Source organism: Eubacterium sp. An11, assembly GCF_002161065.1.
GTDB lineage: Bacteria > Bacillota > Clostridia > Lachnospirales > Lachnospiraceae > Anaerobutyricum > Anaerobutyricum faecale.
Window position 1 is genome coordinate 109122 of the sequence record NZ_NFLV01000001.1, and the last position, 19310, is coordinate 128431.

Annotated in this window: 15 protein-coding genes; 14 read left to right on the forward strand and 1 reads right to left on the reverse strand. The window is 50.0% G+C overall.

Features of this window, described 5'->3' with window-relative positions; translation table 11 throughout:
* The first annotated feature begins 498 nt into the window (after positions 1-498).
* From B5E53_RS00430 to B5E53_RS00440, 3 genes are all read left to right on the forward strand, one after another.
* Positions 499-1092: a hypothetical protein gene (locus B5E53_RS00430; protein WP_087311672.1), complete on the forward strand. Its 594-nt coding sequence runs from the start codon at positions 499-501 to the stop codon at positions 1090-1092.
* 14 nt (positions 1093-1106) lie between these two features.
* On the forward strand, positions 1107-2474 hold the full coding sequence (locus B5E53_RS00435) for an N-6 DNA methylase (RefSeq protein ID WP_087311674.1): 1368 nt from the start codon (positions 1107-1109) through the stop codon (positions 2472-2474).
* Between the two features lie 64 nt (positions 2475-2538).
* Entirely contained in the window at positions 2539-3339 is an 801-nt protein-coding gene (locus B5E53_RS00440) for a transporter substrate-binding domain-containing protein (protein WP_162611727.1), read from the forward strand.
* A gap of 194 nt (positions 3340-3533) precedes the next feature.
* Here B5E53_RS00440 and B5E53_RS00450 read toward each other — a convergent pair whose 3' ends face one another.
* Positions 3534-4340, reverse strand: coding sequence for a Cof-type HAD-IIB family hydrolase (locus B5E53_RS00450; protein ID WP_087311680.1), 807 nt, complete (start codon positions 4338-4340; stop codon positions 3534-3536).
* Positions 4341-4509: 169 nt separating this feature from the next.
* Between B5E53_RS00450 and B5E53_RS00455 the strand changes: the two genes are divergently transcribed.
* The 11 genes from B5E53_RS00455 (at position 4510) to glyA (ending at position 18553) form a co-directional block, all read left to right on the forward strand.
* A complete protein-coding gene (locus tag B5E53_RS00455; RefSeq protein WP_087311682.1) occupies positions 4510-5175 on the forward strand; it encodes an ATP-dependent Clp protease proteolytic subunit in 666 nt (221 codons plus the stop codon).
* Positions 5176-5274: 99 nt separating this feature from the next.
* On the forward strand, positions 5275-8493 hold the full coding sequence (locus tag B5E53_RS00460; protein ID WP_087311684.1) for a DNA translocase FtsK: 3219 nt from the start codon (positions 5275-5277) through the stop codon (positions 8491-8493).
* Between the two features lie 155 nt (positions 8494-8648).
* A complete protein-coding gene (gene folD / locus B5E53_RS00465) occupies positions 8649-9497 on the forward strand; it encodes a bifunctional methylenetetrahydrofolate dehydrogenase/methenyltetrahydrofolate cyclohydrolase FolD (RefSeq protein ID WP_087311686.1) in 849 nt (282 codons plus the stop codon).
* Positions 9498-10865 carry a 30S ribosomal protein S12 methylthiotransferase RimO gene (rimO, locus tag B5E53_RS00470; RefSeq protein ID WP_087311688.1) on the forward strand — a complete coding sequence of 456 codons (1368 nt, stop codon included), beginning with the start codon at positions 9498-9500 and terminating at the stop codon, positions 10863-10865.
* Positions 10849-11412 carry a CDP-diacylglycerol--glycerol-3-phosphate 3-phosphatidyltransferase gene (pgsA, locus tag B5E53_RS00475; protein WP_087312191.1) on the forward strand — a complete coding sequence of 188 codons (564 nt, stop codon included), beginning with the start codon at positions 10849-10851 and terminating at the stop codon, positions 11410-11412. Before rimO ends, pgsA begins: the two co-directional genes overlap by 17 nt.
* A gap of 2 nt (positions 11413-11414) precedes the next feature.
* Entirely contained in the window at positions 11415-11918 is a 504-nt protein-coding gene (locus B5E53_RS00480; RefSeq protein WP_087311690.1) for a CinA family protein, read from the forward strand.
* A 291-nt stretch (positions 11919-12209) separates the two neighbouring features.
* A complete protein-coding gene (locus B5E53_RS00485; RefSeq protein WP_087311692.1) occupies positions 12210-12587 on the forward strand; it encodes a GntR family transcriptional regulator in 378 nt (125 codons plus the stop codon).
* Between the two features lie 16 nt (positions 12588-12603).
* On the forward strand, positions 12604-15045 hold the full coding sequence (locus B5E53_RS00490) for an ATP-dependent Clp protease ATP-binding subunit (protein ID WP_087311694.1): 2442 nt from the start codon (positions 12604-12606) through the stop codon (positions 15043-15045).
* Between the two features lie 308 nt (positions 15046-15353).
* Complete coding sequence (locus tag B5E53_RS00495; protein ID WP_087311696.1) at positions 15354-15767, forward strand: endosialidase; 414 nt, start codon at positions 15354-15356, stop codon at positions 15765-15767.
* A gap of 80 nt (positions 15768-15847) precedes the next feature.
* Positions 15848-17215 carry a DNA repair protein RadA gene (gene radA, locus B5E53_RS00500; RefSeq protein WP_087311698.1) on the forward strand — a complete coding sequence of 456 codons (1368 nt, stop codon included), beginning with the start codon at positions 15848-15850 and terminating at the stop codon, positions 17213-17215.
* A 93-nt stretch (positions 17216-17308) separates the two neighbouring features.
* Positions 17309-18553, forward strand: coding sequence for a serine hydroxymethyltransferase (glyA, locus tag B5E53_RS00505; RefSeq protein ID WP_087311700.1), 1245 nt, complete (start codon positions 17309-17311; stop codon positions 18551-18553).
* Positions 18554-19310: the final 757 nt, after the last annotated feature.

Sequence of the window (19310 nt, forward strand, 5' to 3'; positions counted from 1 at the left end):
CAAAATTTACGGTCGTGTCTGTCTGGCATGAACCTGCAGAGTAAGCCACACAGGTAGCTCTTGTGTCGATTTGAACCAGGATATTTTGTCATGATCCGGATGATCCAGAAGTCAGGGATTTGCGGCATGATGGGATGATTATAGAAAAACGTATCGGGGAAGATCGACGACTGTGAGTGCAGGCGTATTGTGACAGTTCCAAAGAGGAGCTGGTTACCAGCCTGCTGAAGTGGAGGAGGAGACTTCCCCGACTGCGTTTTTCTATGATAAATATAAAGCCGCAAATCCCGTCTCTTTATTCACACCCGGATAAATGCAAATCCCGTCTTCTTTATACACATCCGGATAAATGCAAATCCCGTCTCTTTATCCACATCCGGATAAATGCAAAGCTCGGGGTTTCAAATCGTTTCAAATGGATTATCTTTTTTAGTATTGCCTGAATCAAAAAAAGAAGTTATAATGAAAAATAACATGTGAAAGAGGGGTAAATGTCAAGTGGAACTTCTGCTGGAACAAATCAGTCAGATTACCCATGGTGTGGTGCTTAACCGTATAAAGCCTAAGGTACAGAGCGAAGGAATCGAATATCCCATTCTATCCATCAGCCAGCTTCTGGATGAGGAGAACGGTATTACGGATTATGAGGTTCCTTCTGTTTTTGTGGACAAAAAAAAGGTGGATCACCTGAATCTGGCAAAGGAGCATAGTATCGTCATCGGTCTGACTTCCTTTCACCGGGCGGCGGTTCTGGAAAAACAGCATGAAGGAAAGATCATCCCCTCCAATTTTGTGTCCATAGAATTTCGGGACGGAATCATGGACCCCTATTATTTTGCCTGGTATTTTAATGAACATCCGGAGATCAAGCTGCAGAGGGATATCGCCATACAGGGGAATTCCTCGGTGAAAGTGCTGTCCATCCATATGATCCGGCAGCTGATGATCGAGTGTCCGGATCTTGCCACACAGATGTCCATCGGCAAGCTTTATTACTATCAGAAAAGAAAACAGCTGCTTCTCATGGAGAGAATGAAACTGGAAAAATCCGTTCTCTCCGAGGAGATGATGCAGTATCTGAAGAAACTTTGAGAAGGTGAGAAGGAATGGATGAAAAACAATTGCATTATGAGTTCATGTCGATTCCAGGGGAGAGCCATCCCGGTCTGACCTTTGAGGAATACAGGGATACCTGTGTGTTTCTTTTATTTTATCATTATTTATGCCTGCGTTTTGATGAAAGGCTGGACGACGCTTACAAGCTGGATGCCATGGTCCGTATGGCGGTTCGGGGAAAGCTGCAGCTGCCGTCTTTTTTACGGTTTATTGAGGATGCCTCTCCGTTCATTCATCTGGCCGGCGGAGATTTTCAGCTGACAGATTTTTCTTTTTACAGGAATCTGACCAGAATGCAGTCCACAGAGAAACAGAAAAGTTACGCGAGATTTGTCCGAAAGATGATAAAAAAGATGAATCTCTGGGGCAGCGGGGAGCTGCTTCTGGAAAAATATCCGGTCTTTTTTGAAGAACTTCTGCAGGCGTTTGCAGGCATGAAAAAGGAGACTGCCATTTCCAGCGAGGTGCTGCGGCTGTACCGACTGTTTTTTTCAAAAGGCGATGAGAAGATCCGTCGTGTCTTTGTGCCGGAATTTACGTATGGAACCTTGTACCGCTGTATGTCGGAGAATCCTGCGAAGCTGGACATTTCCGGCTATGACAGTCATGAGGGATACCGGGAGATTTTGAAGATCCTGGGTTATATGAAAGGAGTGCCGGAAGGTTCACTCCATGTCTATGACCGGAGAGAATGGGAAGAGGAAAGCGAAGATACGGAGAAGTTTGACGCCATCGGCATTTACATGCCGGAAGGGGCGGAAGCAGGAAGCGTCATGGCAAAGAACAGGAAGTCCAGAAAATTGATGGAGAAGATTGGTCCCATTTCCAAGGGGGAGCTTCCGTTTCTCTTATCAGCGTTTTCCATGTTGAAGGAAGACGGCGTGCTGGCGGCTATTCTGCCGGGAGCCCTTCTTTACCGGGAGGGCAAGGAATCCCAGCTGCGCCGGTTTCTTGTCAGCGAGAAAAATGGTCTTGATCTGGTGATGCTTCTGCCGGACCATATTTTACAGACGGCAGGCCAAAAAGAAGTGCTTTTGCTGCTGCGGAAGAATCGTCCGGGGAGAGATGTCATGTTTTTTGACTGTTCTGAGGTGGAAAGTTTTGAATCAGAACAGTTAAATGCCATTGGGATCGCCTGGAAGGAGCGGAAGACCGTTCCGGGGTTTTGCAGCCGGGTGGAGCAGATGGAACTGGAGCAGAATGACTTTAATCTGAACCTTCCCCGTTACATCGTGAAGACGGTGAAGGTGGCTAAAGTAGATATTGACGCCCGGAAAAAGCGTATCGCGGAAATTGACAGGGAACTGGAAGAAATCGAAGAACGGATTGCCATGTATAAAAGAGATCTGGAATTGTAAAACGATACATGCGGGAATGATAGAAAATGTGTCGGCAAGACAGAAGGAATGGAGAATATTTTTTATGAAAAAGTGGAAATTAGGAGCACTGCTTCTGACGGCAGCTCTGCTGGCGGCCGGTTGTTCAAAGGCAGAGAAACAGGAGACGGCACCGGAACCGGAACAGCCGGATTATTATGTGGGTGTGGAGGCAGATAATGCGCCATATTATTCGACAGATGAGAATGGGACCGTATCAGGATTTTATGTGGATCTGATGAATACGCTGTCAGAACGCGGAGGATTTACCTATGAATTTAAGACCATGAGTCCGGCAGAATATAAGGCAGCTGGCGCTGATCCAACAGACGAGAACAACGGAACGTCAAGTCAGCCCGGCCATCTCTTCCTGGGAACGATGGAACCGGAGGCTGGAGACACCTCCACGTATGCCCGGTCGGAACCGGTGTATGAGACCGGCCTTTGCCTGCTGGTGAAAAAAGGACAAGGTATCCGCAAAATGAAGAATCTGCGAAGTGTGAGCATCGCTGCCAGGGCGGAGACGGAGGAAGCGGTCTTTGCCGATGATCTGGCAGCCAGCTATGATGCGGAGACCATCGTCTTTCAGGATGCGGCCAATGTGATCTCTGATGTGTCTCAGGGATATTCCGGGGCGATGGTTCTTGATCAGGAAAAGGCATCACTGGTCTTACAGCAGGACAAAACGCTGAAGCTTATGACCACCAGTGAGAAGTATTTCAGTGTTCACCGCTTTACGGCTGCGGCAGCGGAAGGAATTCCGGAGACTTTTTCCAGCGCTTTGGAGGAAATCCGTGCAGACGGGACTTTAAATGCTCTTTTGCAGCAGTACGGACTGGGCGCGTAAGAAATGCATAGAACATCCGGAAAGGCCGTAATACAAAATAATATCACATATAAGAATACAGATAAGATAAGAATACAGATTAAAAAGGATGTATTCCCGGGACAGCTGCCTGCCTTCCCGGGGATACATCCTTTTGTTTTTTCTGTATGGATCTCTGAGAGTGATCATTTGCGTCAGTCTGTGATTCTCATATGCTAGAGGAGACCGTGATTTTTGCAATAATAATAAATACCGTCGTCTGATACATTTCCACAGACAGCATCCGCGGCAGCCTTTACGTCGTCCGTCGCGTTTCCCATGGCAACGCCGGTGCCGACGGTCTGCAGCATTTCAATATCGTTGCCGCCGTCGCCAAAGGCGATGGCCTGCTCATTTTTAATGTGGAAATAGTCCAGAACTTTTTGTACACCCACGCCTTTGCTGCCGTCAGTGGGGATAATGTCCACGGCCCGGGGCCACCAGGAAGTGATTTTGGCTCCGGTCACGCCTTTTAGTAATTGTGCGTGTTCCTCTTTCCGGCTGCCCAGCATCAGCTGGTAAACGGTGCTGTTCATGAGATCCTCAAAATCATCAGCCACCGTGATCGTTTGCTTTGAGATGGCATAATAGTCGGTGAGATCCGGGTCATTGCCATTGGAGGCGCTGCGTGCGGCGGTGGCCACGGAGACCGGCCGGCCGAGAGCTTTTGCGTTTTCTATAACACGACGGACGGCGGCGGGAGGGAGCGGGTTGCTGAAAATGACTGCGTCTTTGGTAAAGCAGTAAGAAGCGTTGAAGGCCAGGCAGGCGTCGAATTCCACGCCGTCAAACTGCGGAATCTTATCTGGCGCTCTTCCTGTGGCGATGCAGATTTTGACACCGTTTTTTTGGAGTGCTCTCAGGGTATCCAGCATTTTTGGCGTGGCGACTTTGGTGTTGATGTCGACCAATGTCCCGTCAACGTCAAAAAAAGCTATTTGGATATCGTTTGCTTTATGTATTTCTGTATTGCCTGAAGACATGTTGATCTCTCCTGTTTCTGTATTTTCAGAGGATAGTATCCCGAATATTCAGAGGACAGTATCCCGAGGCCCATTATAGCATAAACGTGGCTGAATAGGCACATAAAAATCGGCTATCCTATTTTCTGTAAACACAACAGGCGGCGCAGGGGCTGCAAAGGAGGTATTTATGGATAATCAGGATAAAAAACTGCTGGAATTCGGAGAAGAACTTCTGACAGATCACGAGAGCGGACATCACATTTTATTTTTATCAATTATCGGAGAAATTGAGGGGCATGAGCTGGCCGGCGACAGAACGAAAACCACAAAATATGAACATTTGCTGCCGCTTCTGGCCAAAGCGCAGGACAACAGAAATATTGACGGCATCCTGCTGCTGATCAACACGGTGGGCGGGGATTGTTCCTGTGGACTGGCGGCGGCGGAAATGATCGCGTCCATTGACAAACCGGTGATCTCTCTGATTATCGGGGACAGTCATTCCATTGGCGTCCCTCTTTCCGTGGCGCCGGACTACACTATGATCGCACCTACGGCCACCATGCTCATTCACCCGGTCCGTCTGAGCGGGACCGTCATCGGCGCTCCGCCAACGTTTGAGTATTTTAAACTGATCCAGGACAGGATCCTCGATTTCACTGCCGGACATTCCCGGGCGAAAAAAGAGGATTTGGAGGAGATGATGATGAAAAAAGGGATGATGGCAAAAGATCTTGGTACAATCCTGGTGGGAGAACAGGCGGTGAAAGCCGGACTTGCCGATCAGGTGGGAGGAATTGCGGAGGCACTTTCCTGGCTGCATGACGCCATTTCTGAGAAAAAAGGTGAATAAAAAACTGTTATTTTCATAAAAAACGCTCCTTTTTTTCTTGTATCATTTATGGTATTATCTATGATATGATGACAGCAGATAATAAAAGGGAGTTAGAAAATGGCGAATAATCATAATGCGAAAAAAGGGAGCAGCAGCGCTTCCGGCAGCCGAAAACGTGCCGGAACGACCGCGGCTGCGAGAACTTCCTCTCAGAGGACCCGGACTGCAAAGAAGAGTTCCGGAAAGAAGTCCCCGGGAAATGCTTCCCGGAGCAGGACCTCTGCCCAGGGGATTCCCATGAAAAATGAAATACAGCTGGTGGCATCCTTCGGCATTATGCTGATCATGATGCTCAGCAATTTTGGACTGTGCGGAGTGGTGGGTGTGTGGCTCAGCAGCTTTTTCTTTGGTATTTTTGGCTGTGTCCAGTATGTGATGCCGCTGGCCTTCTTTTTGATGGTCACGGTGCTTCTGGCCAATGATTACAGCCTCCTTGCCATGAAAAAATGCGGGGCTGGTTTTGTAGTGCTCACGATGATCTCGTCTTACGCCCAGCTGATTTATCAGCAGGACGTCCGGGAGTTTTACGATTTGTTTGCCGTGGCGGCATCGGATCACCGGGCAGGCGGGATTCTGGGAGGCGGCATCGGTCTTTTGCTGAAGGGCTGGTTTGGAACGCCGGGGGCTCTGGTAATTATTTCCTGTGTCCTTCTTCTGGCGCTCATCATGCTGACTCAGCGGTCTTTTGTGGGCTTTTTCCGACAGGGAGTGAGAAAGCTCCAGAAGGTATGGAAGGAAGCGGAAGAAAAGAGACGGCAGGCGGCCAGAGAGAGAGCCACTGCCGAGGACAGGCTGCGTGAAAAACAGTGTGAAGAAAAAATAAAAGAAATGGAAGAAAAGAAAGCAGAAAAGGCGGCCGGAAAGAAAGCGGGAGCCGCCGCGGAAGAGATCAGCGCGGACGCCGGAGAAGAGACGGGGGCAGATCAGCCGGAGGCGGGCCGCAAGCCGAGACCGACCGGAACTTTCCGCAAGACTGCAGCCAAAAAGAAAAAGCAGCCGGATATCCGGATCCACATTCCTCTTTTCACCCCGGAAGATGAGGTGAAGAAGAAGGATTCGCTGAAAGAACTGCATCCGGAAATTTATCCGTTTACGGCGGAGGACGGCAAGACGGAAGCCTTTGACGGCAGTCTGGATTTTTCTGCTCTGGCGCTGGATGGAAACGATGAAAACCGGGAGCAGGAAGAATGGAGTGGTTTTGTCAATGCCGCAGCAGTCAATGCCGCTTCGGAGAATAAGAGACGGGAGCCAAAAGAAATGTTCTCCGTGAACAATGAAGAGCCGGAGCGTCCGTCCCGGGGGCTTCCGGAAGAGATCACGCTTTCACAGTCACCGCAGATGGAGGAGATGAGCGGCCGCATTGTCAGAGAGAATGGCTGGGATGACAGCAAAGATACTGATTTTGCAGTGAAGAATACAACGACAGCGGTGGAGAATGCGATTCCGGAGGAAAACGCCGGGGAAGAGCCGTCTTTTATGGAGGAAGAGATGACGGCAGCGGAAGATACAATAAAGAGTATCCCGGAGGACAGCGAGGCCATGGAGATGCCGGTATCAGAGCCGGCGTCCGGAGAAACCGGAGGGGAAGCAGTCGAAGTGATGCCGGAGGACGCCGGAAGCATGGAAATCGCGGCGGTTTCAGAAGGTATGAAGGACGCGGAAGAAGGAAAAGCACCGGGAGATACAGCGGCTGTGGAAGTGCTGCAAGAGGCAGGAAACACAGAAGCAGCAAAGAGACCGCCGGAAAAAGCAGCGGACGTGAAAGCGGCCGCAGCGCCGGCTTCGGTGCCGCAGCGCCGCCCGGCGAAAAAAGAAGAGTACATTTTCCCGCCGATGAGCCTGCTGGTCACAGAAAAACAGCAACTTCCGGCGGATTATGATAAGACCCTGAAGGAGACAGCCATGAAGCTCCAGAGTACTCTGGAGAGCTTCGGAGTCCGGGTGACCATCACCGACATCAGCTGTGGTCCGACGGTGACCCGCTATGAGATGTTTCCGGAGCAGGGAACGAAGGTCAGCAAGATTTTATCTCTGACCGACGATATCAAGCTGAATCTGGCGGCCTCGGATATCCGTATCGAAGCGCCGATCCCGGGAAAGGCGGCTATCGGTATTGAGGTGCCGAACAAGCAGAACATGACCGTACATTTCCGGGAACTGGTGGACAACCGGATCTTTAAGAATTTTAAATCAAAGCTGGCTTTTGCCGTGGGCAAGGATATCGGCGGAAAGATCGTGGTGGCAGATCTGGCCAAGATGCCGCATCTGCTCATCGCCGGAGCCACCGGTTCCGGAAAATCTGTCTGTATCAACACGCTGATCATGAGTATCCTTTATAAGGCCAAACCTTCTGAAGTGAAATTGATCATGATCGATCCGAAGATGGTGGAACTCAGTACATACAACGGAATCCCGCATCTGCTGATCCCTGTGGTCACAGATCCGAAGAAGGCTTCCGGAGCCCTCAACTGGGCGGTGGCCGAGATGACAGACCGGTACAAGAAGTTTACAGAGACCGGCGTCCGCAATATCGAAGGATATAACAAAAAAGCAGATGAAGTCATAAAATCCGGACAGGTGGATGAGGAAAAGATGAGCCGCATGCCGCAGATTGTTATCATTATCGACGAGCTGGCGGATCTGATGATGGTAGCCCCTGGCGAAGTGGAGGACGCCATCGTCAGATTGTCCCAGCTGGCCCGTGCGGCGGGGATTCATCTGGTGATTGCCACTCAGCGTCCTTCTGTCAACGTTATCACAGGACTGATCAAGGCCAACGTGCCGTCACGGATTGCCTTTTCCGTGTCGTCCGGCGTGGACAGCCGGACGATCATCGACATGAACGGGGCGGAAAAACTTCTGGGAAAAGGAGACATGTTATTCTATCCGTCCGGGTATCAGAAACCGGTCCGGGTACAGGGGGCGTTCGTCTCGGACGCCGAAGTCAGCCGGGTAGTGGAATTTTTGAAGGAAAACGAAGATGTGGCGGTTTATGACACCTCTGTGACGGAAAAGATTGAGAATAAGATCAGAAACGGCAGCATCTCCAGCGAGAGAGATGAGTATTTTGAGGCGGCAGCCCGCTTTATCATGGAGAAAGATAAGGCGACCATCGGTATGCTGCAGCGGATGTTTAAAATCGGCTTCAACCGGGCGGCCCGTATCATCGACCAGCTGGCCGATGCCGGCATTGTAGGTCCGGAAGAAGGTACCAAACCGCGGAAAATCCTCATGACTCCGGAACAGCTGGATGCGTTCTTTGAGGAGAACTTATAGCAGAGTCCATGTTTCTTTGTGTGTGAGCCAAAAGGCGGTGAATGTGGATTATACCAGGAATTGCCTTTACGAATGGATAAAAGTGTTGTATCATAAAATATCCTGCCTGCACGGGCAGGCGGCGACGAAAATTCAGAACAGAAAGAGTGAAGAATATGGCAATGAGAATTGACGGAAAGAAGATTTCCGCAGAGATCAAGGAAGAGCTGAAGGAGCAGGTTGCCCGCATGAAGGAGGACGGCATCTCTGTCTGTCTGGCAGTGATTCAGGTGGGGAATGACCCGGCTTCCTCGGTCTATGTGGGAAATAAAAAGAAAGCCTGTGCCTATATCGGCATAGAGTCAAGAGCTTATGAGCTTCCGGAGGAGACTACGGAGGAAGAACTTCTGATCCTGATCGATCAGCTGAACAAAGACGACAGCGTCAACGGTATTCTGGTCCAGCTTCCGATTCCGGATCATATGGATGAAAAGAAGGTGATTGAGGCCATTTCTCCAAAAAAAGATGTGGACGGTTTTCATCCGCAGAGTGTGGGAGCCCTTTCCATCGGGGAACCGGGATTTGTCTCCTGTACGCCGGCGGGTATCATCCAGCTTCTCAAGCGTTCCGGCATCGGGATTGAGGGAAAGGACTGCGTGGTTGTAGGGCGGAGCAACATTGTGGGTAAACCGATGGCCATGCTTCTGCTTAGGGAGAATGGAACAGTGACTATCTGTCATTCCCACACCCGGAACTTAAAGGAAATCTGCCAGAGAGCGGATATTCTGGTGGCAGCCATTGGAAAACCGAAGTTTTTTGATGCTTCTTATGTGAAGGAAGGAGCGGTTGTCATTGATGTGGGAATCCACCGCAATGAAAACAATAAGCTCTGCGGAGACGTGGATTATGACAGTGTTGTTGAGAAAGTAAGCGCCATTACCCCGGTTCCGGGCGGTGTGGGTCCGATGACCATCGCCATGCTGATGCATAACTGTGTGGAAGCGGCATTGAGGATGAATGAATAAATGAAAAATGTATTAATGATTTCTCTGGGATGTGACAAGAATCTGGTAGACAGCGAAAAAATGTTGGGGCTTCTGGCGGAAGGCGGATATACCATCGTGGAAGAGGAAGCGGAGGCCGACGCCATCGTCATCAATACCTGCTGTTTTATCCATGACGCCAAAGAGGAGAGTATTGAGACGATCCTTGAGATGGCTTCCTGGAAAGAAAAGGGCAGATTGAAGGCGCTGGTGATCACAGGCTGTCTGGCCCAGAGATACAAAGACGAAATTGCAAAAGAGCTTCCGGAAGTGGATGCGGTCATTGGCATCAGCGGATATACGGAGATCGTGCCGGTGCTTGACGCCCTGCTGAAAGAGGCGCAGACAGAAGAGGAACATCCTCTGGTCTGCTGTCCGTCCATTGATCTGCTGACGCCGTCTCTTTCCGATAAACGGATGGTGACAACGGGAAGTTATACTGCCTATTTAAAGATTGCGGAGGGCTGCAATAAGCGCTGTACTTACTGTGTTATTCCGTATATCCGGGGACGGTACCGCAGTTTTCCGATGGAAGATCTGCTGGACGAAGCCGGAAGACTGGTGGAAGGCGGGGCAAAGGAGCTGATCCTCATCGCCCAGGAGACAACTGTCTACGGAATGGATCTATATGGAAAGAAGATGCTGCCGGAACTTCTGCACAGACTCTGCGGACTTGAGGGACTTGACTGGATCCGGATTCTTTACTGCTATCCGGAGGAGATCACCGATGAGCTGATTCAGGTGATGAAAGAAGAAGAGAAGATCTGTCATTATCTGGATATTCCGATCCAGCACAGCGAAGACAGTATCCTGAAGCGAATGGGAAGAAAGACAGACCGGGCGGAGCTGACGGAATTGATCGGGAAACTTCGGAGGGAGATCCCTGATATCATTCTGCGGACGACGCTCATAACCGGCTTCCCGGGAGAGACAGAAGAAGAATTCGAACGCATGAAAGATTTTGTGGAGCAGATGCGTTTTGACCGGCTGGGGGTATTTACCTACTCGCCGGAGGAGGGAACAAAAGCGGCGGACATGGAAGGACAGATCGACGAGGAGTGCAAGGAAGCCCGCCGGGATGCTGTCATGGAGCTGCAGCAGCAGATCAGCGCCGAAAAGGCAGCCTCCATGGTGGGAAAAGAAATGTCCGTTCTGATCGAAGGGTATTTATACGAAGAAGATATTTATGTGGGAAGGACCTATATGGATGCGCCGAAGGTAGATGGAAATGTATTCGTCCGTTCAGAGGAGGAAATGATTTCCGGAGATATTGTCCCGGTGCGCATTACGGGTGCAAGCGAATATGATTTGATGGGAGATGTTATTTATGAAGATGAATTTACCGAATAAGCTGACGATACTCAGGATGATTCTGGTTCCGTTTTTTGTATTTTTTATGCTGGTGGACTCCTCCATCGTGCCTCATGGATATGCGAAATGGATCGCGCTGGTATTGTTCTGCGTGGCCAGTATCACAGATTTTCTGGACGGACAGATTGCCAGAAAAAATAATCTCGTGACGAATTTCGGAAAGTTTATGGACCCTTTGGCAGATAAAATCCTGACCTGCTCCGCGTTTATCTGTCTGATCGTAACAAGGCCGGAGAGCATGCCGGCGTGGATTGTCATCATTATTATTGCCAGAGAGTTTGTCATCAGCGGTTTCCGTCTGGTGGCCAGCGACAAGGGCGTGGTGATTGCCGCCAGCTACTGGGGCAAGTTCAAGACGAACTTCCAGATGTTTGCTATTATCCTTCTCATCGCGGATTTTGGCGGTCCGGTGGCCTTTGTCATCGAACAGGTTCTGGTTTACATCGCTTTAATCCTGACCATTGTGTCTCTGGTGGATTATCTGGCCAAGAATATTGATGTCCTGAAAGAGGGAGGAGAGGAATAGCCATGAGTTCAGGCCGAAGAATCGTGGAGATACCGGTGGAGAAGAAGATCGAAAGAATTTTAAGAACAAGGCAGCTGACCGTTACCACAGCGGAATCCTGTACAGGGGGACTGATCGCGGGGACGCTGGTCAATGCTCCGGGTATCTCAGAAGTATACAAAGAAGGCTATATTACGTATTCCAATGAGGCGAAGATGAAGCTTCTTGGAGTAAAAGAGGAGACACTCCGGAAATATGGCGCCGTATCCCGTCAGACAGCCATTGAGATGGCCGAGGGCGCAGCCCGGGCGGCGGGAGCTGACGCGGCCATTGCGGTCACCGGCATTGCCGGTCCCGACGGCGGCACAGAAGAAAAACCGGTGGGTCTGGTGTATATCGGCTGTACGGTGGAAGGAAAGACGATCGTCAAGCGATGTTTTTATGGAGGAGACCGGATGGCCATCCGCCAGGCGGCTGCCAGAGAGGCGCTGGATATCTTGTACTGCCAGATTTTGTCTTCAGAGTGAAAGATACAGGATTGACAGATAAAAGACCCTGAATAGACACAAACGCATGGAAATTACTGCTTTTGTGAAGACAAAAAGCGGTATTCTGTGCGTTTTTTTCTTGATTTTTTGAGCTAATTGATATAGTCTATATAACACAGACAATTTTCAGCTTGGGTGTCCCCTGCTGAAAGTTGAGCCTCCGGCGGATCGCAGAGGCGCGCAGATGAAAGATTCTTCGGAGCGCGCACCTGGCGGCAGGTACGCCGACAGCGTACTTGAATTTACAAATGAAAATGAAAGGGTGAAAGCATGCTGATAGAGATAGATTTTAACAGTCCGGAAGCCATATATATACAGCTTCGCAACCAGATTGTGATGGAGATTGCGCAGGACAGGCTCCATGACGGGGATTCGCTTCCTTCCGTGCGGAATCTGGCGAAGGACCTGGGAGTGAACATGCACACCGTGAATAAAGCGTATGCCATCCTCCGGGAGGAGGGCTATCTGAAGCTTGACCGGAGAAAGGGCGCCATTGTCTCTGTGGAGAAGAACCGCAAGGAGGCTGAGCTTGAAAAGATCAACAATTATATGCAGATGATCGTCGCCCAGGCCATATGCAAGGAGATTACAAAGGAAGAAATGAAACAAATTGTCGGGGAAATGTATGATACATTTCATCTATTGTGAAATAAGGTGAGGTTTTATGAATAGAGAATACAACGAATATGCGTCCCGTGCCCTGGAACGGGCAGAGGAAGACGCGAAAGCCTGCCGTCAGAAGTATGTGGGGACGGAGCATCTGGTGCTGGGACTGTTGTCCCAGGAAGATTCTCTGGCCGGCAGAGTGCTGGCGGAGAACGGCGTGTCTTATGAGACGTTTTTTAATGCAGTGCTGGGACAGTCAGCGGCGCTGGGAGATAATGAGAAGGCAGCGTTTTTCGGATACAGCCCGAAGGCGGAGGAGATTCTTGAAAACAGCGCGGCGGAGGCAGGAAGATTTCACGCGGAGAAGATTGGCAGTGAACATATTCTGCTTGCACTGCTCAAGGAGACGGACTGCATCGCCATCCGTCTTCTGCGGGGGCTCAACGTGAATCTTAAGCGCATTTATGTGGATGTGCTGGTGACTCTGGGCGTGGATGCTTCAAGAGCCCAGAAGGAATACCAGGCGTTGACCGGACAGAAGAAGAGAAGACAGTCTTCCATGACGGAGGCTTTCTGCGAGGATCTGACCCAGAAGGCAAAGGATGGCAGCCTGGACCCGATCATAGGACGGAAGAAGGAACTGCAGAGGGTCATTCAGATCCTGAGCCGCAGGACCAAAAACAGTCCTTGTCTGGTGGGAGAGCCCGGCGTGGGCAAGACTGCCATTGTGGAAGGTCTGGCCCAGTGGATTGTCAGAGAAGAGGTTCCGGAGATGCTTAAGGGCAAGAAGGTCATGGTCCTTGATCTGCCGGGACTGATTGCGGGATCCAAATACCGGGGTGAGTTCGAGGAAAGGATCAAAGGATTGCTCCAGGAAGTTATGGACAGGGGCGATATCCTGCTGTTTGTGGATGAGATTCATACCATGATCGGGGCAGGAGGAGCCGAGGGGGCTATCGATGCCTCCAATATCGTAAAGCCGTTTCTGGCCAGAGGCGAGCTGCAACTGATCGGAGCCACCACCAGCGAGGAATATCGCAAATATATAGAGAAGGACGCAGCCTTTGAGCGGAGATTCCAGCCGGTTACGGTGGAGGAGCCGACGGTGGAGGAGACCGTCGCCATCTTAAAAGGGCTGAAAGAAAAGTTTGAGAAACACCATCATGTGCGCTATACAGCAGCGGCCCTGGAGGCAGCGGCTGCTCTTTCCAAGAGATATATCAGCGACCGGTTTTTGCCGGACAAGGCTATCGACGTGATGGATGAGGCGGCTTCCAGAAAGAAGGTCGGTCTGTTTACCATGCCGGATGATTTAAAAAAGGCAGAGGAAGAGGCCAAAAAGTTCAGCCAGAGAAAAGAGGAAGCTCTCATGGAAGGAAATATCCGGAGGGCCAAGTTCAATAATACCAAACAGCAGAAGGCACAGGCAAAGGCCCAGGAACTGAAGGAACAGTGGGATCAGGCAAAAGAGTCCAGAAATATCACTGTTTCGGAAAATGATGTGGCTGCCGTGGTTTCTGACTGGACCAAGATCCCGGTGACCAGAATCAGCCAGACCGAGTCACAGAGACTTTTGTCTCTGGAAACAGAGCTGAAAAAGAGAGTCATCGGTCAGGATGAAGCGGTGAGTATTCTGGCAAAAGCCATCAAGAGAGGCCGTGTGGGTATGAAGGATCCGAAGCGTCCTATCGGTTCTTTCCTGTTCCTTGGACCGACCGGCGTGGGTAAGACAGAGCTTTCCAAGGCACTGGCAGAGGCGCTTTTTGGCGATGAGAATGCCATGATCCGGGTTGATATGTCCGAATATATGGAGAAGCACAGTGTGTCCAAGCTTATCGGTTCTCCGCCAGGATACGTGGGATATGAAGAGGGCGGACAGCTCAGCGAGCAGGTGCGCAGACATCCGTATTCGGTCCTTTTGTTTGATGAGATTGAGAAAGCCCATGGCGACGTGTTTAACATTTTGCTGCAGGTTCTTGACGATGGTCAGATCACTGACTCCAACGGACGTAAGGTTGACTTCAAGAATACGGTGATCATCATGACGTCCAATGCGGGCGCGCAGCGGATCATGGCACCGAAGAATCTGGGATTTACCACCCATTCCGATGCCGGGCAGGATCATGAGAAGATGAAGAATCGTGTTATGGAAGAAGTCAAACAGATTTTCAAGCCGGAATTTCTCAACAGAATTGACGGTATTGTGGTCTTCCACACCCTGGAGAAAGAACAGCAGAAGAAGATCGTCCGTCTGCTGATCAAAGAGCTGGCAGACAGAGTGCAAAAGACACCGGGATTCACACTCTCCGTGACAGAAGAGGTGGAGGATTATATTCTGGAAAAGGGATATAATCCGCAGTATGGCGCCAGACCGCTGCGCCGGACCATCCAGAATGAGCTGGAAGACTTCCTGGCTGATGAATTCCTGTTAGGACATATCAAGGCCGGAAGCCAGGTCACTCTGGGAATGAAAGACGGTAAAGTAGTGATAGAAGGATAGAAGACCCGACGCATCCGGACCGGCGCGGAAGGATTGCCGGGAAGGGAAAATGAAGTCAGCGCGGCAAGGCCGAATGGAGCGGCGGAAATTATCTGTCTGCCGGCTGACCGGCATTTTCCCTGATAATTCAGTGCTGTGTTTCTGAAGGACAGTCCGGTGCAGGGGAACAGTATTTTCAGAATAGTGACATTCTTATGAAAATGAATATTTGCAAAAGTGTATAATTCCTGTATAATAAGGATAACTGAAAGCTGTTGGATAAATGAGGCGGAGGGGATGTACCTTTCGCCGCAGGTAGGAGGATAATTATGGCTAACGTAAAAGAATTACTGAGAACAGAAGAGAATGGCAGTATTAGTTTTGGTGACTACAGTCTGGAGGCTAAGACCAAGCTGGCAGATTTCAAGTTCCAGGATTCTGTATACAAGGTGAAGACATTTAAGGAGATTACCCGTCTGGAGAAGAATGGCGGGGTAGTGTATGAATCTGTTCCGGGTTCCGCTGTACATGATTTTAAGGAGACGGAACGTCAGCTTACTTTCCAGGTGGAAGCGGCAGATGATATACATATCACTCTGGAGCTGGAGCCGGAGAAAGAGTACAAGGTGTTTGTGGATGACACGAACATCGGTAAGATGAAGTCCAGTCTGGGAGGTAAGATCGACTTCAGTATTGAGATGAACGAAGGAGAGACCGCGAAGGTCAACGTAGTTAAATTATAAAGCTGTTTCAGGAAAGAATCCCGGTACCGGGATTCTTTCCTTATGTTTATGGAAATCATAATAAATGGAGAATGGATTTTATGGCAAAATCAAAAACAAAAACTGTTTTTTTCTGTAAAGAATGCGGCTATGAATCTGCCAAATGGATGGGGCAGTGTCCGGGGTGCCATCAGTGGAATACCCTGGTGGAAGAGCGGACGGTGCCTGCAGCCAGAGGCAGGTCTGCCAGAGCAGTGCCGCACCAGAAGCTGACCGGTTTATTTGAAGTTTCCATGGAGGAAGAGGAGCGGATGGATTCCGGAATCCCGGAACTGAACCGGGTGCTGGGCGGAGGAATTGTGAAGGGGTCTCTCATCCTGGTGGGCGGAGATCCTGGCATCGGCAAATCCACCCTGCTTCTGCAGATCTGCCGGAATCTGGCCAACGCCGGGAAAGATGTGGTATATGTTTCCGGAGAGGAATCCTTAAAGCAGATCAAGATGCGGGCCGACCGGCTGGGAGGATTTGAGAAAGAGGTCTCCCTGCTCTGTGAGACAGACATTGATGTGGCGGCATCCGTGCTGCGGGAAAGGAAACCGGATATGGTGGTGGTGGACTCTGTGCAGACCATGTCCAGTGAGGAGATCACATCGGCAGCAGGAAGTGTCAGTCAGGTGCGGGAGGTAACCTCTATTTTGATGCAGCTGGCGAAAACAGAGGGAATCGCGGTATTTATCGTGGGCCATGTCACCAAGGAAGGCGTGGTAGCCGGACCAAAAACCCTGGAGCATATGGTGGATACGGTGCTGTATTTTGAGGGAGAGCAGAATGCGGTGTACCGGATTCTCCGTGGAGTCAAGAACCGGTTTGGCTCCACCAACGAAATCGGTGTCTTCGAGATGAAACAAAAAGGGCTGTATGAAGTATCCAACCCTTCAAAAGTGATGCTGGACGGAAGACCGCTGGATGCTTCCGGGTCAGTGGTGGTCTGTTCCATGGAGGGGACAAGACCTCTGCTTATCGAGATTCAGGCTCTTGTCTCGCCTACAAGTTTTAACATGCCGCGGCGGACCTCCGTGGGGATTGACTATAACAGAGTCAATCTGCTTCTGGCGGTGCTGGAAAAAAAGGCCGGTATGCAGCTGGGTGGTTGTGACGCCTACGTGAATCTGGCCGGCGGTATGCGGCTGGGAGAGCCGGCCATTGACCTGGGGATCATCTGCGCAGTCATTTCCAGTTACCGGAATCTTCCGGTTCATCCGGGAACAATGATTTTTGGAGAGGTGGGACTTACCGGTGAGGTCCGCGGCGTCAGTTTCGTGGAACAGCGTCTTACAGAAGCCATCAAGATGGGATTTACCCGCTGCATTATTCCAAAGACCAACGAGGAGTCTCTGGAGGATAGTTTCCGGGATAAAATCCAGATACTGGGAGTTTCCAATGTGCGGGAAGTGATTGAGATATTATAAAGGGAAAACTTGCGTGTGCGCTTTCCCTATGCTATACTTGAAAGCGATTTTGTTAATGAAACTCGCTGATCTATCAGATACGGAGGAGAAAAAATGTTTAGTTTTGATTATGTAAAAGCTGCTGATCCGGAAGTTGCCGCTGCGATGGAAGGAGAACTTGGCCGTCAGAGAGATAATCTGGAGCTGATCGCTTCCGAGAATCTCGTATCCGAGGCAGTGATGGCAGCCATGGGCAGCCATCTGACCAATAAATATGCGGAAGGATATCCGGGAAAAAGATATTACGGCGGATGCCAGTATGTGGACGTGGTGGAGAATCTTGCCATCGAGAGAGCGAAAGAGCTGTTTGGCTGTGAGTATGCCAATGTACAGCCGCACTCCGGCGCCCAGGCCAATATGGCGGTATTTTTTGCTGTGATGAACGTGGGAGACACCTACATGGGTATGAACCTTGACCACGGCGGACATCTGACCCACGGAAGTCCTGTCAACATGTCCGGTAAGAACTATCACTGTGTACCGTACGGTGTCAACGACCAGGGCTTCATTGATTATGATAATGTGAGAGCGATCGCTCTGGAATGTAAGCCGAAAATGATCATTGCCGGCGCCAGCGCTTACGCAAGAAAGATCGACTTCAAAAAAATGCGTGAGATTGCCGATGAAGTGGGCGCAGTTCTCATGGTGGATATGGCCCACATTGCTGGTCTTGTGGCGGCAGGTCTTCACGAGAGCCCGATTCCATACGCGCATGTGACCACAACTACCACACACAAGACGCTCCGCGGACCAAGGGGCGGCCTGATCTTATCCAGCGAAGAAGTAAATAAAAAATATAACTTCAACAAGGCGGTATTCCCGGGAATCCAGGGCGGCCCGCTGATGCATGTGATCGCTGCCAAGGCAGTATGCTTCAAAGAAGCGCTGTCCCCGGAATTTAAAGAATACCAGAAACAGATCGTGAAGAACGCTTCCACCTTGGCTTCCGCTCTGATGGAGAGAGGATTTGACATTGTATCCGGCGGAACCGACAACCACCTGATGCTTGTGGACCTGCGCAAGATGGATCTGACAGGAAAAGACATGGAAAAATTACTGGATTCTGTACACATTACCTGTAACAAAAACACCGTACCAAATGATCCGAAGTCTCCGTTCGTGACCAGCGGACTCCGCATCGGTACTCCGGCGGTAACTTCCCGCGGTCTCAAAGAAGATGACATGGTACAGATTGCCGAAGCCATCAAGCTGACCATCATCGATGGAAAACTGGATGAAGCGAAAGCCATCGTAAAAGGGCTGACGGAGAAATATCCGGTATATGCTTCAGTAAAATAGAGAAATATCGGTATACGTCTCAATATAATATCAGAAGAAAAACGCTGTCATACAAAATTGTGTGGCAGCATTTTTTTATTTCATAGGAAATTGTACTCCTATGAAATAAAAAACGCTCCGCGAGGATCGCACTGCGGCGGATAGGAAGATGCCGCTTTCGCGACCCGCCGCAGGCGGAGAATTCTGCTTTGCAGGATTTTTTCTTATTAAATTGGGATTTGTCGCTTTGAATCTGTATGTTTTGAAATTATCCGGGTATGGATAGACAGACGGGATTTGCGGCTTTGTATGTATCATAGAAAAACGCAGTCAGGGAAGTCTCCTCCTCCACTTCGGCAGGCTGGTAACCGGATTCCTTTTTGGTAATTACCATCGACGCCTGCGCTCACAGTCGTCGTCGATCTTCCCTGATTCGTTTTTCTATCACGATTCTATCGTGCCGCAAATCCCTGTCTTCAACATCATCTGGATTATAAATACCTGATTCAAACCGACAGAAGAGCTATCTGTGTGGTTTGCTCTGCAGGTTTATACCAGACAGATACAACCATAAATTTGGGTATCAGTTGATTCGTCTGTAACCATAACCTGCTGTTTTGTCAACGTAGCTCAGGATTTTTGTAAAGGTGGTACAGAGGCTTCTCAACAGGCAAATGACGTTTTGGACACATACGGCTTTCGACCGCGAGCTGTGAAGGAGGACTGAGATAGTCATTTTACAATAATCCCCCTGGTCAGTCCGACTGAGGGTCGAGTC

Excerpts from the sequence above, each read along its gene's own strand:
- B5E53_RS00435 (WP_087311674.1), top strand. The coding sequence starts at position 1,107 with ATGGATGAAAAACAATTGCATTATGAGTTCATGTCGATTCCAGGGGAG.
- B5E53_RS00440 (WP_162611727.1), top strand. The coding sequence starts at position 2,539 with ATGAAAAAGTGGAAATTAGGAGCACTGCTTCTGACGGCAGCTCTGCTG.
- B5E53_RS00450 (WP_087311680.1), bottom strand. The coding sequence starts at position 4,340 with ATGTCTTCAGGCAATACAGAAATACATAAAGCAAACGATATCCAAATA.
- B5E53_RS00455 (WP_087311682.1), top strand. The coding sequence starts at position 4,510 with ATGGATAATCAGGATAAAAAACTGCTGGAATTCGGAGAAGAACTTCTG.
- B5E53_RS00460 (WP_087311684.1), top strand. The coding sequence starts at position 5,275 with ATGGCGAATAATCATAATGCGAAAAAAGGGAGCAGCAGCGCTTCCGGC.
- folD (WP_087311686.1), top strand. The coding sequence starts at position 8,649 with ATGGCAATGAGAATTGACGGAAAGAAGATTTCCGCAGAGATCAAGGAA.
- rimO (WP_087311688.1), top strand. The coding sequence starts at position 9,498 with ATGAAAAATGTATTAATGATTTCTCTGGGATGTGACAAGAATCTGGTA.
- pgsA (WP_087312191.1), top strand. The coding sequence starts at position 10,849 with ATGAATTTACCGAATAAGCTGACGATACTCAGGATGATTCTGGTTCCG.
- B5E53_RS00480 (WP_087311690.1), top strand. The coding sequence starts at position 11,415 with ATGAGTTCAGGCCGAAGAATCGTGGAGATACCGGTGGAGAAGAAGATC.
- B5E53_RS00485 (WP_087311692.1), top strand. The coding sequence starts at position 12,210 with ATGCTGATAGAGATAGATTTTAACAGTCCGGAAGCCATATATATACAG.
- B5E53_RS00490 (WP_087311694.1), top strand. The coding sequence starts at position 12,604 with ATGAATAGAGAATACAACGAATATGCGTCCCGTGCCCTGGAACGGGCA.
- B5E53_RS00495 (WP_087311696.1), top strand. The coding sequence starts at position 15,354 with ATGGCTAACGTAAAAGAATTACTGAGAACAGAAGAGAATGGCAGTATT.
- radA (WP_087311698.1), top strand. The coding sequence starts at position 15,848 with ATGGCAAAATCAAAAACAAAAACTGTTTTTTTCTGTAAAGAATGCGGC.
- glyA (WP_087311700.1), top strand. The coding sequence starts at position 17,309 with ATGTTTAGTTTTGATTATGTAAAAGCTGCTGATCCGGAAGTTGCCGCT.